Genomic DNA, 15315 nt, shown 5'->3' on the forward strand with positions numbered 1-15315 from the left:
AGCGCCACCCGCACCAAACCTTGCTGAATCTGCAAGCCCTCCAGTTGGCGTTGCACGGCGGCGCGTTCGCTCCACAGGGTATAGACGATCAGCGCCGCCGCCAGCATCAGGGGCAGCAGCAGCACCAGCGCCATCACCAACAGTTTGACGCCCATGCGCAGGCGCTGCATGGCCCAGACGCCCGGACGCAGCCAGAGGGGGAAGCGGGTGAGAGCAAACATAAGCTATTAACCTTCACGCAAGACTTTCGGTTCATTCGATCATAAACCCCTGCTTGCGGGCAAGGTTATCAGTTATGTTCAGGGTTTACCCCTGGTTGGCAGCGCGCCCTGGCGGCCGCCAACAGCCCGGCTGGGTGGCCGCGCTCAGGCCAGTGCGGCGCGCATCTGTGCGATCACGGCGGCGTAGTCGCGCTGGCCAAAAATCGCGCTACCGGCGACGAAGGTGTCGGCGCCGGCGTCGGCCACGCGGCGGATGTTGCTGGCCTTGATGCCGCCATCGACCTCGAGCCGGATGTCGCGCCCGCTGGCCTCGATGCGCCGGCGCGCCAACTCGACCTTGCGCAGCGCCGAATCGATGAAGCCCTGGCCGCCAAAGCCGGGGTTGACGCTCATGATCAAAATCAGATCCAGGTCGTCGATCACCCAGTCGAGCACATCGAGCGGCGTAGCCGGGTTGAACACCAGCCCGGCCTGGCAGCCGCGCGCCCTGATGGCCTGGATGCTGCGGTGCACGTGCGTGCTGGCGTCGGGGTGAAAGCTCACCAGATTGGCGCCGGCGTCGATGAAGGCGCCGGCCAGCGCATCGACCGGCTGCACCATCAGGTGCACGTCGATCGGCACCGGGGTGCCGTCGGGCTTTTGTGCGTGCGGCTTGAGCGCCTGGCAGACCATGGGGCCGAAGGTGAGGTTGGGCACGTAGTGGTTGTCCATGACGTCGAAGTGGATCCAGTCGGCGCCGGCGGCGATGACGTGACGCACCTCCTCGCCCAGGCGGGCAAAGTCGGCCGACAAAATGGAAGGGGCGATGCGGTAGGTGGTCATGGCTGGGGCGCGTGGAGGTGGGTGGACGAGGTGGTTGGACGAGCGGGGCAGGACGAAAGCGGGGCAATGTCAAACTGAAATGGCGCAAACGTTTTATTGTCGCACGGCCCTGCCCGGCCTGCTGGCGTGCAAGGGTTTGTGCCACCACTTGCCCACAGATCGGTGTGTGCGGGCACAATCGCGGCATGTCACGCTATCAATTCACTTGCGAAGTCGAACCCGAGTACGTGCCGGAGCAATCCGACCCGGCGGCGCCGCTGTACCTGTTTGCCTACACCGTGACCATCCGCAACAGCGGCGAGGTGGCGGCGCAGCTGGTGGCGCGCCACTGGGAGATCGAGGACGCGCGCGGCCAGACCCAGACCGTCGATGGCCTGGGCGTGGTCGGGCAGCAGCCGCTGCTGCAACCCGGCGCCGCCTTTCGCTACACCAGCAGCGTGCCGCTGCGCACGCCCATGGGGCTGATGAGCGGGCACTTCTTTTGTGTGGCGGTCGATGGCCAGCGCTTCGAGGCCCCGGTGGCGGCCTTTGTGCTGCGCGCCGAGGGTGTGGCCGGTTCGTCGGCGTTGCACTGACAGACCGAGCGGCTGCGGGTTTGCACATGGCGCTGGGCGAATTCGATCTGATCCGGCGCTATTTTCAGCACCCCTTGGCGCAGCCCGGCGCGCACGCTGGGGTGCGGCTGGGCAACGGCGACGACTGCGCGCTGCTGCAGCCCGGTCCGGGTCAGGTGTTGGCGGTTTCGACCGACATGCTGGTGGCGGGGCGGCATTTTTTCCCCGACGTGGCGCCGCGCGCGCTCGGCCACAAGGCGCTGGCCGTGAACCTGAGCGATCTGGCGGCCATGGGCGCGCGGCCGCTGGCGTTTGCGCTGGCGCTGGCGCTGCCGCAAATCGACGAACCCTGGGTGCAGGAGTTTGCCGCCGGCCTGCTGGCCTTGGCCGATGAGCACGGTTGCGCGCTGGTGGGGGGCGACACCTGCGCCGGGCCGCTCAACGTGTGCATCACGGTGTTTGGCGAGCTGCCGCCGGCGTTGGCGCTGCGCCGCGACGCCGCTCTGGCGGGCGATGACCTGTACGTGAGCGGCAGCCTGGGCCAGGCGCGGCTGGCGCTGGAGGCCTTGCGCGGGCGTTGGCGCCTGCCCGAGGCGGCGCTGGTGCGCTGCCGCCAGCGGCTGGAGCGCCCCGAGCCCCGGCTGGCGCTCGGGCAGGGCTTGCGCGGGCTGGCGCACGCCGCGATCGACCTGAGCGATGGCTTGCTGGCCGACCTCGGGCATGTGCTGCGCGCCTCGGGGGTGGCGGCACAGATCGATGTGCCGGCGCTGCTGGCCAGCCCCGCCGTGGGCCCCGACGTGCGCGCGCTCGCCCTGGTGCAGCCCGCGCTGGCGCTCACCTGTGTGCTGGCTGGGGGCGACGACTACGAGCTGCTGTACACCGCGCCAGTGGCGGCGCGGCCCGCGTTCGAGCGCCTGGGGCGCGAGCTGGGGCTGGAGTTGAGCCGTATCGGCCGCATCGTGGCGGCCACCGACGCGGGGCCGCAGTGCAGCCTGGTGGATGCGCGCCTGCAACCCTACGCGCTGCCGCCCGGGGTTGAGCTGAAGGGTTTCGATCACTTTGCCTGAGGGGGCCGCCGGCGGTGCCACAATGGCGCCATGAGCCCGAGCACAGCCCGTTCCCAGGTCGCCGTTTCCGACCCTGCCCCGGCCCCGCACGAGGGGCCAGACCGGCGGCCGCGCGCTTCGGCCTCGGTGTTGCTGCTGCGCGAGGGCGCGCGCGGGCCCGAGGTGTTGCTGCTGCGCCGCCACCCCGGCACCGAGGTGCTGGGCGGCTACTACGTGTTTCCGGGCGGCAAGCTCGATGCGGCCGATTGCACGCCCGACTGGTTGCCGGTGCTCGATCGGCCCGCAACCGATTTTGTCCACCAGCTCAACGAGTCGCAGACGCCCAGCGCGCAGGCGCGCGGGCTGCATCTGGCGGCGCTGCGCGAGTTGTACGAGGAGGCCGGGGTGCTGCTGGCAGCACCTGCGCTGCACCCTCGAGCCCTGGGCGCAGCGGGCACGGCGCGCCCACCCGGGCCTTGGCCGCCGCTGGCCTTGAACCAGTGCCTGCGGCAAGGCCAATCCTGGCCCGAGGCGCTGAGCGCGCACGGTTTGCAGGCCCACACCGCCGCCCTGCGCCCGTGGTCGCGCTGGATCACGCCGCGCAGCCCGGTGGTGGGCACGGCGCGCTTTGACACCCGGTTCTTTCTGGCCTTGCTGCCGCCGGGGCAGCAGGCGCAGCCCGATCAGCGCGAGGCGGTGGAGGCGCTCTGGCTGGCCCCGCGTGAGGCCCTGCAGCGCCATTGGGCGCACGAGCTGGAGCTGATCGCGCCGCAGCTGATGGCGCTGGCCGAGCTGGCGCGCTTCGACAGCGCGGCGGCGGTGTGGCAGCAGGCGCTGACGCGGCGCGCCCCGTGCATCGAGCCCGCCCCCTTTGCCGAAGGTGCGCTGCGCGGCCTGTGCTACCCCGGCGACCCCTGCCACCCACAGCCCGAGCGCGTGCTGCCGGGCCCCACCAGGCTGCGCGTGCTGGGCCGGCGTTTTGAGCCGGTGGCGGGCTTTGAGGGCTGGTTTGCATGAACCCCGAACCCCATTCGCCGGCGCCCGTGGCGCACCCGGCCCAGCCCGGCCCACCCACGCACCCGGCCCAGCCCACCTCGGTGTCCGAGGCTGCCATCGAGCCGCTGCGCTCGCCGCGGCTGGGTTTCATGGTGGCGCATCCGGCGCACGCGCTGGCGCTGGGTTTGGGCGCCGGCCTGAGCCCGCGTGCGCCCGGCACCGTCGGCACCTTGCTGGCGTGGGCGCTGTTCGTGTGGGTCGGTCTGCTGTGGCAGCCGTCTGCCTGGGCCTGGGGGCTGATGATTGCGGCGGCGCTGGGGTTGGGCTGGTGGGCCACGGCCATCACGCTGCGCCACAGCGGTGCCAGCGACCCGGGCTACATCGTCATCGACGAGATCGTGGCCTTCTGGCTGGTGCTGTGGCTGATCGCGCCGGCGGGCTGGCTGGGGCAGCTGCTGGCGTTTGCGCTGTTTCGATTCTTTGACGCCGTCAAGCCAGAACCGGTGGCCTGGGCCGACCGCGCCTTCAAGGGCCGCGGCTGGCGTGGCGCCTGGGGGGTGATGTTCGACGATCTGGTGGCGGCTTTTTGCACGCTGCTGGTGTTGGCTTTGGGGCGGTTTTTGTTTTACTGATGGCGCTCGATTGGGAGGGGGACGCATGAACACGCTGGAGCCGCAACTGCTTGAGCTGTGCCAGCAACTGGCGGCGGCGCTGCGTGCGCGCGGCTGGCGCATGGCCAGTGCCGAGAGCTGCACCGGCGGCCTGATTGCGGCCACGTGCACGGGCCTGAGTGGCGCCAGCGACTGGTTTGAATGCGGTTTTGTCTGCTATTCCAATGCCGCCAAGAGCGCGCACCTGGGTGTGAGCCCGGCGCTGATCGAGCAGCACGGTGCGGTGAGCGAGCCGGTGGTGCGTGCCTTGGCCGAGGGCGCGCTGTGGCGCTCGCTGGCGCAGGTGAGCGTGGCGGTGAGTGGCATCGCTGGGCCGCTGGGCGGCAGCGCCAGCAAGCCGGTGGGCACGGTGTGCCTGGGCTGGGCCAGCGCGGCCGGTGTGCGCAGCCAGACGCTGCAGTTCGAGGGCGATCGCGCGGCGGTGCGTGCGGCGGCGGTGCGTTGCGCTTTGCTGGGGTTGTTGGAGCAGGTTGCCGTGGGTTGATGTCGGTGGTGCGGGTTGCGGTGGGGCGCTGGCTGCGGTGGGGCGCTGCGGCCGGCGGGCGCGGGCCTCATGCCGTCCGCTGCGCGGCCAGAAATCGGCCCACACCCGCCGGCCGCAGCGCCCCGCCTTCGGGGGTTGGCAGGAGGGGCCTCATGCCGTCCGCTGCGCGGCCAGAAATCGGCCCACACCCGCCGGCCGCTGCGCCCCGCCTTCGGGGGCTTGCTCGGCACGGATGGCCTCTGGCACTTTCAGGCGCCGTGGCACTTCTTGAATTTTTTGCCGCTGCCGCAGGGGCAGGGGTCGTTGCGGCCGGGTTGCTCGGTTTTGCGCTGTGGGGACACGCGCGGGCCCAGGATGAGCGCGATTTCGCGCAGGTCGTAGGCGGCCCACAGGGCGGCGCCATAGGCATCCATGCGCTGCTGGCTGACGCTGGGCGGGGCGTCGTCGTCGAGGGGGCTCAGGCTGGGGGGGTCGAGGTCGTCGCCGCTGAGCGCTTCGATGCATGCCAGCGCTTCCTCCATCCACGCGGCCAGTTCGCGGTCGCGCGGCGGTTGCCATTCTTCGGGCCAGGTCTGCACCACGGCCAGGAAGCCCATGGCCCACAGCTGCGCGAAGGCGGGTACGTGTGGTGCTTGCTCGAGGTCGGCGTCGAATTCGGCGCGGTCTTCGGGGCTGAGCGCTTGCATGACGGCGCGCAGGTCGATCAGCTCGGGCGCGTAGACGCGTGGGTCGTCGAGGGCATCGACGGGCGCATCCAGCGCGGCCTGCACCTGTGCCCAGCGGCGCTGCCACAGCTGCAAGAATCGCTGGTGCTGCGCCGGGCTCTGGAACAGCTGCGGCCCGAACTGGCCGCTGTCTGGATCGGCCAGTACGGCGGGCAGATACTCGTCGGCTTCGATGCGGCGGCGGCAGCACAGCAGCCCGGCCATGTAGCCCTCCAGGTACTCCCACGAGGGCCCGCCCTGGTTGCGCTGGCTGAGGTGCAGCAGGATGTCGTCGAGTTCGTCGAGCTCTTGCGGGCTCAGATCGGTGTCGGCGATGTCGGATTGGGCTGGGCCGTCTGTGGTGGGGCGGGGGGTGTGCATGGGGGCGGGGCTTGGGCTTGCAGGCGACCAGTGTAGCCGCTGGGCCCCTTGATCGGCCCCTTTGTCGGCCCCCTGTGATCGCCTTCAGTCGCGCATCAACGCTTCGATGGCGTCGGGCGCCACGGGCGCCGCGCGCGTGATCAGTTCGCAGCCGTGTTCGGTGACCACGGCGTCGTCCTCGATGCGGATCCCCAGGTTCCAGAACGCTGGCGGCACGTCGTCGGCGGGGCGCACGTACAGGCCCGGTTCGAGCGTGAGCACCATGCCCGGGCGCAGGATGCGGCTGGGGCGGTCTTTGATGGTTTCGCCGCTGAGCGGGTCGGTGCGCTCGCTGACCTGGCCGATCTCGCCCGGTTCGACGTAGCGGCCCACGTCGTGCACGTCGAGCCCGAGCCAGTGGCCGGTGCGGTGCATGTAAAAACGAAAGTAGTGGCGCTGCTCGATCACGTCGTCGAGCGTGCCCACTTTGGCGCCATCGAGCAGGCCCAGATCCAGCAGCCCTTGAGCCAGCACGCGCACGCTGGCCTGGTGCGGGTCGGTGAAGCGCTGCCCGGGCCGGGTGGCGGCGATGGCGGCTTCTTGCGCCGCCAGCACCAGTTGGTAGGCGTCGCGCTGCGGCCCGCTGAAGCGGCCGTTGGCAGGGAAGGTGCGGGTGATGTCGCTGGCGTAGCCGTCGAGTTCGCAACCGGCGTCGATCAGCACCAGCTCGCCGGGGCGCACCGGCGCGGCGTCGGCGCGGTAGTGCAGCACGCAGGCGTTGGCGCCGGCGGCGACGATGCTGCCGTAGGCCGGGCCTTGGGCGCCGTGGCGGCGAAATTCGTGCAGCAGTTCGGCCTCGAGGTGGTATTCGCGCAGCGCCCGGCCGCCACGCAGCCAGCGGGCGCATTGCTGCATGGCGCGCACGTGGGCGCCGGCGCTGATCTGCGCGGCGCGGCGCATGAGTTCGAGTTCGTGCGCGTCTTTGAACAGGCGCATCTCGTCGAGCAGGGCGCACAGGTCGCGCTGGGTGTCGGGGCACAGGGCGCCGTAGCGCGCGCGCGCACGCACTTTGTGCAGCCAGCCGTCGATGCGGCCTTCGAGGCCGGGGTGGGTGGCGAAGGGGTAGCACAGGCTGCTGCGGTTTTCGAGCAGCGCGGGCAGGCGGGCGTCGAGCTCGTCGATCGAGTGGGCGGCGCTGACGCCGAGCGCGGCCGGGGCGGCTTCGGGCCCCAGGCGGTAGCCGTCCCAGATCTCGCGCTGCAGGTCTTTGGGCTGGCAAAACAGGGTGCTGTGGCCGTGCTCGTCGAGCAGCAGCCAGGCGTTGGGCTCGGTGAAGCCGGTGAGGTAGTAAAAATAGCTGTCGAAGCGGTAGGGGTGCTCGTTGTCGCGGTTGCGCTTGCGCTCGGGCGCGGTGGGGATGAGGGCGATGCCGCCGGGGCCCAGCAGGGCCGCCAGGCGGGCGCGGCGCGCGGCATGGACGCCAGCGTGGGCCAGGGGGGGGGTGCTGGCGGGGGGGGCGGGCGCGGCGGCGGTAGCCGGGTCGGCAACGGGGTCGGCAACGGGGCCGAGGGCTTGGGGGTGGGTGGCGTTCATGTGCGGGGTTGTGCTTCGAGGGCGGCCAGGCGCTCCGGGGTGCCGACGTCGGCCCAGGGGTCGAGGTACAGCTCGGCGCTCACCAGGCCATTGTCCATGGCCCGGCGCAACAGCGGTGCCAGGGCGGCACGAATGCCCTGCGGGTTGCCGGATTCGATGGCGAGCCAGGGCGGGGCAAAGAGCGCGCGCCGGTACAGCGCCAGCCCGCTGAAGGTGTGGCGCGCCCCGGGGTGCGTGGGCGGCAGGTTGAGCGCCAGTGGGTGGCTGCATGGGTCGGGGGCAGGCCCGAGGCCGAAGTCGCCCCCGGGGTGTTGCGGCGGGTTGGGCACCAGCCACAGGTGCGCCAGCCGGCCGCTGGCGGCAAAGCGCTGCAAGGCCGCGGGGTCGAAGGCGAAGCGGGGCGCGTAGGCGTCGGCGGCCACGGCCCAGAAACAGTCGGCCAGCGCGGGCAGCGCGCGCGCGATGCCGCCGGCGGTTTCGAGCGCGCCGCCGAAGTCGCGCCCTTCGTGCGAGTAGCTCAGGGCCAGGCCAGTGCCCGGCTCGGGCGCTTGGGGGTGGCCGGCGCTTTGGCCCGCTGCGGGCAGCGCCGCTGTGAGCACGGCGGGTGCGGGGCCGCGCCAGCAGTGGCCCAAGCGCTGCGGCAGTTGCTCGCCCAACCAGGCGGTGTTGATGACGGCGTGGCGCACGCCAGCGCGCGCCAGCGCGTCCAGGTGCCAGGCGATCAGCGGCTGGCCGTGCAGGGCCAGCAGCGGCTTGGGGGTGCGGTCGGTGAGCGGGCGCATGCGCTCGCCGCGGCCAGCGGCCAGCAGCAGCGCGCTGGCCGGCGCGGGCACAGCAGGGTCGGGTGGGGGCATAGTCGTCAGGGCGCCGGTTGGAAAAACTCAAAGCGGTTGCGGCCCGCCTCTTTGGCGTGGTACATGGCTTGGTCGGCCTCTTGCAGCATCTGCTCGACGCTGGCGTTGTCGGCGCGCAACCGCGTGACCCCCATGCTGGCCCCCACCTGCAGCCGCAGGCCGTTGATCTGCATCGGCTCTTGCACCGTTTGCAGCACGCGCTCCAGCGGCAGCGGCCCGTGGTTCTCGCGAAACAGCAGCACGAACTCGTCGCCGCCCAAGCGAGCCACGGTTTCGTCGGCGCGCACCACCTGGCGCAGCCGCAGCGCCACCTCGGACAGCAGCTTGTCGCCCACCGCATGGCCGTGCGCGTCGTTGACCGGCTTGAAGCCATCGAGGTCGAGCATGGCCAACGCCAGACCGCTGCCGTTGCGCTGGCTGTAAGCGATGGCCTGCTGCAGCCGGTCGCGCAGCAGGCGCCGATTCGGCAGGCCGGTGAGCATGTCGTGGTTGGCCAGGTGGTCGAGCTGCTGTTCGTGCGCCTTCAGGCCCGAAATGTCGGTAAAAACCGCCAGATAGTGCGTGATTTCGCCCGCCGTGTTGCGGATGCACGAGGCCGCCAGCCACTGGGCATACAACTCGCCCGAACGACGCCGGTTCCAGACCTCGCCTTGCCAGCGCCCCTGATGCGCCAGCGTGTCGATCATGCGGGCAAAAAATTGCGGGTCGTGCTGGCCGGAGCCGAGCAATTTGGGCGAACGGCCCAGCACTTCGGCAGGCGCATAGCCCGTGATGTCGGTGAACGAGGGGTTGACCTTGACCAGGCGGCGGCGCGCATCGGTGACGAAAATGCCGCTTTCGCTGGCCTCGAACACCTTGTCGGCAAGGCGCAGCCATTCTTGATCGGTGTGGGTGCGCGTGACGTCGTGGGCGTAGCCATGCCACAGCACGCCGCCATCGGGTTGGTGGTGCGGCTGCGCGGTGACTTCGATCCAGCGCAAGCCCCGCTCCGGGTGCGGCAGCCTGAAGGTGGTGTGCAAGGGGTCGAGCAGGCGCTCGGATTCGGCCATGGCGCGCAGCAGCTGCACCCGGTCGCGGGTGCGCAGGCGCGCCATCAGATGGGCAATGTCGGCTTGCAGCTGCTCGCGCGCCAGGCCGCACACGGCCTCGGCACGCTGGCTCAGGTAGTGGCAGTGGGGACGGCCGTCGGCGTCGTGGCGGTAGGTGAACAGCACCCCGGGAACGTTCGCCGCCAGGTCGCTCAGTTGGTGCACCAGGGTTGCGCGCTCGGCTTGGGCGCGTTCGCGTTCGGCGATTTCTTGCTGCATTTGCGCGCTGGCGGCCTGCAGTTGCTGGTGATCGTGCGCCAGTTGGGCGCGGGCCTGTTCGAGCTCGGTGGTGCGCGCGAGCAGTGCGCGGTGCGGCGCCCGGACGGTTTCTGCAAACAGGGCCTGATAGAGAAAGCCGTAGGCCAGCAGCTTGAAGGCGTAGCCGCTGATCAAGTAAGGGTCGGTCGAGCCGGTGCCGTGCAACAGCAGGGCACTGTTGGCCAGCAGCGCCAGCGTCGCGCCCAGAAAGCCGCTGGCATTGAACCGGCGGGGTTGGCGCAGCAAGCTGAGCAGGCGCAAGGCACCCAGCACCAGCAGGACGAGCAGCAGCCCAAGCACCCAGCGCTGGTGCATCGCTGGGCCGATGGCATCGGCGCCTTGCTCAAAAAACGCAGGCCAGCGCAACCCGGTACCAAAGAGCAGCACCAAGCCCAACATCGCCACCGAGCTCGCCAAAGCCAGCATCGCGGCGTGCCAGCGCGCTTTGCGCGAGAGCGGGCGCATGGACCAAGGCTGCCAGACGGCATACAGCATGGCCAGCGCAGCCAAAAGGCGCGAGGCCAGCGAAAAATCCAAGGCGACTGGGTGGGCGACGTCGTAAGCGGGCGCGGTGGCGCTGAACAGCAAGTGCAACCCGTCGAGCAGCGCCACACCCAAAAAAGCGCTGGCCAGCAACAGAGCGCCGCGTGGTGCGCTGCCCGCCGGTGCCGACCAGACGATGGCAAAGATCAAGGCCGCCAGGCACACCGCGACCAGGTCGAGGGCCAGTCTGAGCTGCAGATCGAATTCGGGCCAATGGCCGGGCTGCGGCAGCGGCAGCCAAAACAAGGCAAGACTGGCCACGCCCAGCAGCACCAGCACACGCAGGGCGGCGCGCGTTTCGGCACGGTGAGAGGGGTGAATGGTCAACATGCTTTCAACATACCACGGCAATGCAGCAGATTTTGAGGTGTTTTGCTGCTTTTCATCGCATTTTACTGATGAAAGTTGATTTTTTCATAAAGATTTGGTCGGATGCCGGGGTTTGTGGGGGCCTTGGGTTGCGGCCACGGGGGTGGGGTGGTGCGCGCAGACCGGCGTTCAGGGGCACGGCTGCAGCGCGTTGGGCGGCCAGATGGCCTTGGCCTCGAGCTGGCGGCGCTCGGCGGTGCCGATGGGGTTGAGCACCAGCGTGTGCACGATCGATTCGGGCCGTTCTTGCAGCACGCGGGCGTCGGTGACGCCGCGCGCGCGCAGTTGCGCCAAGGCGCGTTCGGCGCCCTCGCGTGCGCTGAAGGTGCCCAGCGCCAGTCCGGGCGCCAGTGGCGCGGCCAGGCTGCGGTGCTCGATCTGGGCCAGCGTCAATTCGGCGCGGCGCTGCTGCAAGGCGCGCTCGCTGGCCAAGGGCCCGACATACACCAACCAGCGCGGCGCGATGCGCACCTCGTTCAGGCTCCAGCGGCCCTGCAGGTCGGCGCGTTCGCCCAAGGCGGCGCGAATCAACGCCGCCTGCCCGCTGCTCAAGCGGTTGGCTTGCCAGCACGCGTTGCCCGCAGCCGCCGCCGCGATGGCCGGAGCGGGCGCAGGGGCGGGCGCAGGAGCTGGAGCTGGAGCTGGAGCGGGAGCCGGTGCCGGTGCCGGTGCCGGTGCCGGTGCCGGTGCCGGAGTGGGCGGGACGGGTGTTGCCACAGGCGCGGTCGCGGTGGGTTCGGTTGCCGCCGGATCGGGCGCGGGCGCGGTCGGTGCAGCGGGTGCCGGGGCGTTGAGCACGCGCAGCGTCTGCGGCGCCACTTGCTGCGCCAGCCGCTCGGGTTCGCGCGCTTGGTGCGGGGCCAGCCCGAGGGGCGCCAGATGGCCTTGGCCATAGGCCCAGAGCAACAGGTTGGCCAGCAGCAGCCACAGGGCCAGCGCTCTCAGCACGGGCGCACGCTCACTTCGTGTTGCCAGACCGCGTTGCGCCCGCTGGCCGTGGCCAGCCACAACGCCCCGTCGGCGCGCACCCCGTCGGCCACCCCTTCGCGGCCATCCGAGAGCCGCACTGGGCGCCCCAGCAAGGCATCGCGGGCGGCGTAGCGCGGCACCAGGTGCGCAAAACCCTGGGCTTCAAAATCCAGCGCTTGGCGCAGCAGCGGTGCCGCCACGCGGCGCAGCCAGTGGCCCACGCCCTTGGGGGCATCGGGCATCAGATCGAGCAAGCCCGCGGCAGGCAGGGCCGGCATGCCGGGGCCAAGCGCCCCATCGGCGGGCAGCGGCGGGGCTTGCAGGTTCAGACCCACGCCGATCACCGCGTAGCGCTGCGTGCCCAAGGACACGGTCTCGACCAGCACCCCGCCGAGCTTGCGGCCTTGCGTGCACAGGTCGTTGGGCCACTTGATCTGCACCTGCGGGTGCAGCGCCTCGGCCAAGGCCACCCCCACCGCCAGCGACAGGCCCGACCATTCGGCGGGCTGCAGCGGCAAGCCGAGCGAGAAGGTGAGCGCGGCGCCGGGTTGGCTGTGCCATGGGCGCCCTTGGCGGCCCCGGCCCGCGCTCTGCTCGGCCGCCACCAGCAGCAGCGGGTGCAGCGCGCCGTCGCGGGCGCGGCGCATGAGTTCGGAGTTGGTGGAGTCGATGCGCGGCAGCACCTCGACCGCAAAGCCCGGACACAGCGGCACCACGTCTTGCCACACCGATTCGGCGGCGGCGTGCAAATCGGCCAGAAGGCGGGCGTCGGTCATGGGAGCAAGGGCGCAGGCGGGTCGTGAAGGGCGGGCTGAGCGAGAGCAACGGGCAGGTGAGCGGGCAGGAGATCGGTCGGCTGTGCAAGATTTGGGCGCTTCATGGAAAAGGGCCAAAATTTTGCTAAGGTTAACTCATGCATGGGCGCGCGTGCGCGCATGGGAACGGATTGTAGAGATGATGACCACGAGCCACAGCCACAAAACCCTGGTAATCGCCGAAAAACCTTCGGTGGCACTTGACTTGGTGCGCGCCCTGACGCCGCTGGCGGGCAAGTTCGACAAGCACGACGAACACTACGAGAACGAGCGCTACCTCGTGACCTCGGCGGTGGGGCACCTGGTGGAGATCGCCGCCCCCGAAAGCCACGAGGTCAAGCGCGGCAAGTGGAGCTTTGCCCACCTGCCGGTGATTCCGCCGCAGTTCGACTTGAAGCCGATCGAGAAAACCAAGGCGCGCCTCAACGCCGTGGTCAAGCTGGCCAAGCGCAAAGACGTGACGGCGCTGATCAACGCCTGCGACGCCGGGCGCGAGGGCGAGCTGATCTTCAGGCTGATCGAGCAATACGCTGGCGGCGCCAAGGGGCTGGGCAAGCCGGTGCAGCGGCTGTGGCTGCAGTCGATGACGCCGCAAGCCATACGCGACGGCTTTGGCGCCTTGCGCAGCGACGCGCAGATGCGCCCGCTGGCCGACGCCGCGCGCAGCCGTTCCGAGGCCGACTGGCTGGTGGGCATCAACGGCACCCGCGCCCTGACCGCCTTCAACAGCCGCGATGGCGGTTTTTTCCTGACCACCGTGGGCCGGGTGCAGACGCCGACGCTGGCGGTGGTGGTCGAGCGCGAAGAAAAAATCCGCGCCTTCAAGAGCCGCGACTACTGGGAGCTGCACGCCACCTTCGCGGCCCAGGCCGGAAGCTACCCCGGCAAGTGGTTCGACCCGGGCTTCAAGAAAACCGCTGGCGATGCCGCCGACCCCGAACTCAAGGCCGACCGGCTCTGGAGCGCAGCCGCCGCCGAGGCCATCGCCGCCGCCGTGCGCGGCCAGCCGGCGCAGGTGAGCGAAGAATCCAAGCCCAGCACCCAGGCCTGCGGGCTGCTCTACGACCTGACCAGCCTGCAGCGCGAGGCCAACGGGCGCTTTGGCTTCAGCGCCAAGACCACGCTGGCGCTGGCGCAGAGCCTGTACGAACGGCACAAGGCCCTGACCTACCCGCGCACCGACAGCCGCGCCCTGCCCGAGGACTACCTGGGCACGGTGCAGCAAACCGTGGCCATGCTCGCCGCCAGCCAGCTGGCGCACCTGGCGCCGCACGCCCGCACCGCACTCGACCAGGGCTACATCCGGCCCAGCAAGCGCGTGTTCGACAACAGCAAGGTGAGCGACCACTTTGCCATCATCCCCACCCTGCAGGCCCCCAGCGGCCTGAGCGAGGCCGAGCAAAAGCTCTACGACCTGGTGGCGCGGCGCTTTCTGGCGGTGTTCTTCCCGCCGGCCGAGTTTCAGCTCACGACCCGCATCAGCACCGTGCACCTGGCGGCGGCCAGCCACGCCTTCAAGACCGAGGGCAAGGTGCTGCTCAAGCCGGGCTGGATGGCGGTCTATGGCAAAGAGGCCGCCGACGAGGCCGATGGCGCCCAAGCCGGCGACAAGGGCCAGCGCCTGGTGCCGGTGCAACCCGGCGAAACGGTGCAGGCCACCGAGGCCGTGGCCAAGGCCCTGCAAACCCGGCCCCCGGCGCGCTACAACGAAGCCACTCTGCTCGGGGCCATGGAAGGCGCGGGCAAGCTGCTCGACGACGAGGAACTGCGCAGCGCCATGGCCGACAAGGGCCTGGGCACGCCGGCCACGCGCGCCGCCATCATCGAAGGCCTGCTGAGCGAAAACTACCTGCTGCGCGAGGGCCGCGAGATCATTCCCACCGCCAAGGCGTTCCAGCTCATGACGCTGCTGCGCGGCCTGCAGGTGCAAGAGCTGTGCAAGCCCGAACTCACCGGCCAGTGGGAGCACAAGCTGGCGCTGATGGAGCGCGGGCAGCTGAGCCGCGCCGACTTCATGCGCCAGATCGCCGACCTGACCGAGCGCATGGTGCGCCAGGCCAAGGAGTACGACCGCGACAGCGTGCCCGGCGACTACGCCACCCTGAGCCACCCCTGCCCCAACTGCGGCGGCGTGGTGCGCGAAAACTACCGCCGCTACGCCTGCATCGGGGCCGGCGCGGCCGAGGGCAGCGCCGCAGCGGCTGCCGAGTCCGGCCAAGGCTGCGGCTTTTCGTTTGGCAAGTCGCCCGCTGGCCGCACCTTTGAGCTGGCCGAGGCCGAAGCCCTGTTGCGCGACCGGCGCATCGGCCCGCTGCAGGGCTTTCGCTCCAAGGCCGGCTGGCCCTTCGTCGCCGAGCTGGCGCTGGCCTTCGATGCCGAGGGGCGCAACTGGAAGCTGGAATTCGACTTTGGCGACGACACCAAGGCCGAAGGCAGCGGTGAGCGGGCCGATTTCAGCGCCGCCGAGCCGCTTGGGCCCTGCCCCAAGTGCGCCAGCCCGGTCTATGCCCACGGCAGCCAGTACGTGTGCAGCCGCGCCGTGCCCAGTGCGCAGCAGGCCGAGCCGAGCTGCGACTTCAAGAGCGGGGCCGTGATCCTGCAGCAGGTGATCGAGCCGGCGCAGATGGCCAAGCTGCTGCACGGCGGCAAGACCGATTTGTTGCAGCGCTTTGTCTCGAACAAGACCCGGCGCGCCTTCAAGGCCTATCTGGTGTGGGACGCGGCCGCAGGCAAGGTAGGCTTCGAGTTCGAGCCCCGCCCGGCTGGCAAGGCGGCGGCGCGCAAGCCGGCACCGGCCAAGCCTGCCAAGCCTGCCAAGCCTGCCAAGCCTGCCAAGGCGGCTGCGGCGGCCACAGGCACCCGATCGGCAAAGCCCGCCACGGCGCGCAAGCCGGCGACGCGCAAAGGCGCCAGCCAGGCAAACTGAAAAAAGCGGCCGGGTCGTAGGCGGCCTTTCACCGAAGCTCAA

The 15315-nt window shown here is 70.4% G+C and carries 13 protein-coding genes; 6 read left to right on the top strand and 7 right to left on the bottom strand.

Annotated features, from left to right (window positions below; translation table 11 throughout):
• Positions 1-365 precede the first annotated feature (365 nt).
• Positions 366-1043 carry a ribulose-phosphate 3-epimerase gene (gene rpe / locus AAAZ40_RS01975; RefSeq protein WP_476660926.1) on the bottom strand — a complete coding sequence of 226 codons (678 nt, stop codon included), beginning with the start codon at positions 1041-1043 and terminating at the stop codon, positions 366-368.
• Positions 1044-1228: 185 nt separating this feature from the next.
• On the opposite strand from rpe, the gene apaG reads away from it, so the two are divergent.
• Genes apaG through AAAZ40_RS02000 form a run of 5 tightly spaced genes read left to right on the top strand, consistent with a single transcriptional unit; the run spans position 1229 to position 4794 of the window.
• Positions 1229-1618 carry a Co2+/Mg2+ efflux protein ApaG gene (gene apaG, locus AAAZ40_RS01980; protein ID WP_476660927.1) on the top strand — a complete coding sequence of 130 codons (390 nt, stop codon included), beginning with the start codon at positions 1229-1231 and terminating at the stop codon, positions 1616-1618.
• 26 nt (positions 1619-1644) lie between these two features.
• The gene (gene thiL, locus AAAZ40_RS01985) at positions 1645-2664 is read left to right on the top strand and encodes a thiamine-phosphate kinase (RefSeq protein WP_476660928.1); all 1020 of its coding nucleotides are present in this window, start codon (positions 1645-1647) and stop codon (positions 2662-2664) included.
• 30 nt (positions 2665-2694) lie between these two features.
• Entirely contained in the window at positions 2695-3660 is a 966-nt protein-coding gene (locus AAAZ40_RS01990; protein ID WP_476660929.1) for an NUDIX hydrolase, read from the top strand.
• A complete protein-coding gene (locus tag AAAZ40_RS01995) occupies positions 3657-4271 on the top strand; it encodes a phosphatidylglycerophosphatase A family protein (protein WP_476660930.1) in 615 nt (204 codons plus the stop codon). Before AAAZ40_RS01990 ends, AAAZ40_RS01995 begins: the two co-directional genes overlap by 4 nt.
• Before the next feature lie 25 nt (positions 4272-4296).
• Positions 4297-4794: a CinA family protein gene (locus tag AAAZ40_RS02000; RefSeq protein WP_476660931.1), complete on the top strand. Its 498-nt coding sequence runs from the start codon at positions 4297-4299 to the stop codon at positions 4792-4794.
• A gap of 248 nt (positions 4795-5042) precedes the next feature.
• Here AAAZ40_RS02000 and AAAZ40_RS02005 read toward each other — a convergent pair whose 3' ends face one another.
• From AAAZ40_RS02005 to AAAZ40_RS02030, 6 genes are all read right to left on the bottom strand, one after another.
• Positions 5043-5879, bottom strand: coding sequence for a UPF0149 family protein (locus tag AAAZ40_RS02005; RefSeq protein ID WP_476660932.1), 837 nt, complete (start codon positions 5877-5879; stop codon positions 5043-5045).
• A gap of 84 nt (positions 5880-5963) precedes the next feature.
• Positions 5964-7451: an aminopeptidase P N-terminal domain-containing protein gene (locus tag AAAZ40_RS02010; RefSeq protein WP_476660933.1), complete on the bottom strand. Its 1488-nt coding sequence runs from the start codon at positions 7449-7451 to the stop codon at positions 5964-5966.
• A complete protein-coding gene (locus AAAZ40_RS02015) occupies positions 7448-8305 on the bottom strand; it encodes a nucleotidyltransferase family protein (protein ID WP_476660934.1) in 858 nt (285 codons plus the stop codon). Before AAAZ40_RS02015 ends, AAAZ40_RS02010 begins: the two co-directional genes overlap by 4 nt.
• A 5-nt stretch (positions 8306-8310) precedes the next feature.
• Positions 8311-10524, bottom strand: a complete 2214-nt coding sequence (locus AAAZ40_RS02020; RefSeq protein WP_476660935.1) for a diguanylate cyclase domain-containing protein — start codon at positions 10522-10524, stop codon at positions 8311-8313.
• 168 nt (positions 10525-10692) lie between these two features.
• Positions 10693-11511, bottom strand: a complete 819-nt coding sequence (locus AAAZ40_RS02025) for an SPOR domain-containing protein (protein WP_476660936.1) — start codon at positions 11509-11511, stop codon at positions 10693-10695.
• Complete coding sequence (locus AAAZ40_RS02030; protein WP_476660937.1) at positions 11505-12308, bottom strand: biotin--[acetyl-CoA-carboxylase] ligase; 804 nt, start codon at positions 12306-12308, stop codon at positions 11505-11507. The genes AAAZ40_RS02025 and AAAZ40_RS02030 overlap by 7 nt, the downstream gene beginning before the upstream one ends.
• Positions 12309-12486: 178 nt before the next feature.
• Here AAAZ40_RS02030 and AAAZ40_RS02035 point away from each other — a divergent pair, with 178 nt between their 5' ends.
• Positions 12487-15273, top strand: coding sequence for a DNA topoisomerase III (locus AAAZ40_RS02035; protein ID WP_476660938.1), 2787 nt, complete (start codon positions 12487-12489; stop codon positions 15271-15273).
• Positions 15274-15315 lie beyond the last annotated feature (42 nt).

It is taken from the genome of Serpentinimonas sp. SMBJO2, from assembly GCF_056341105.1.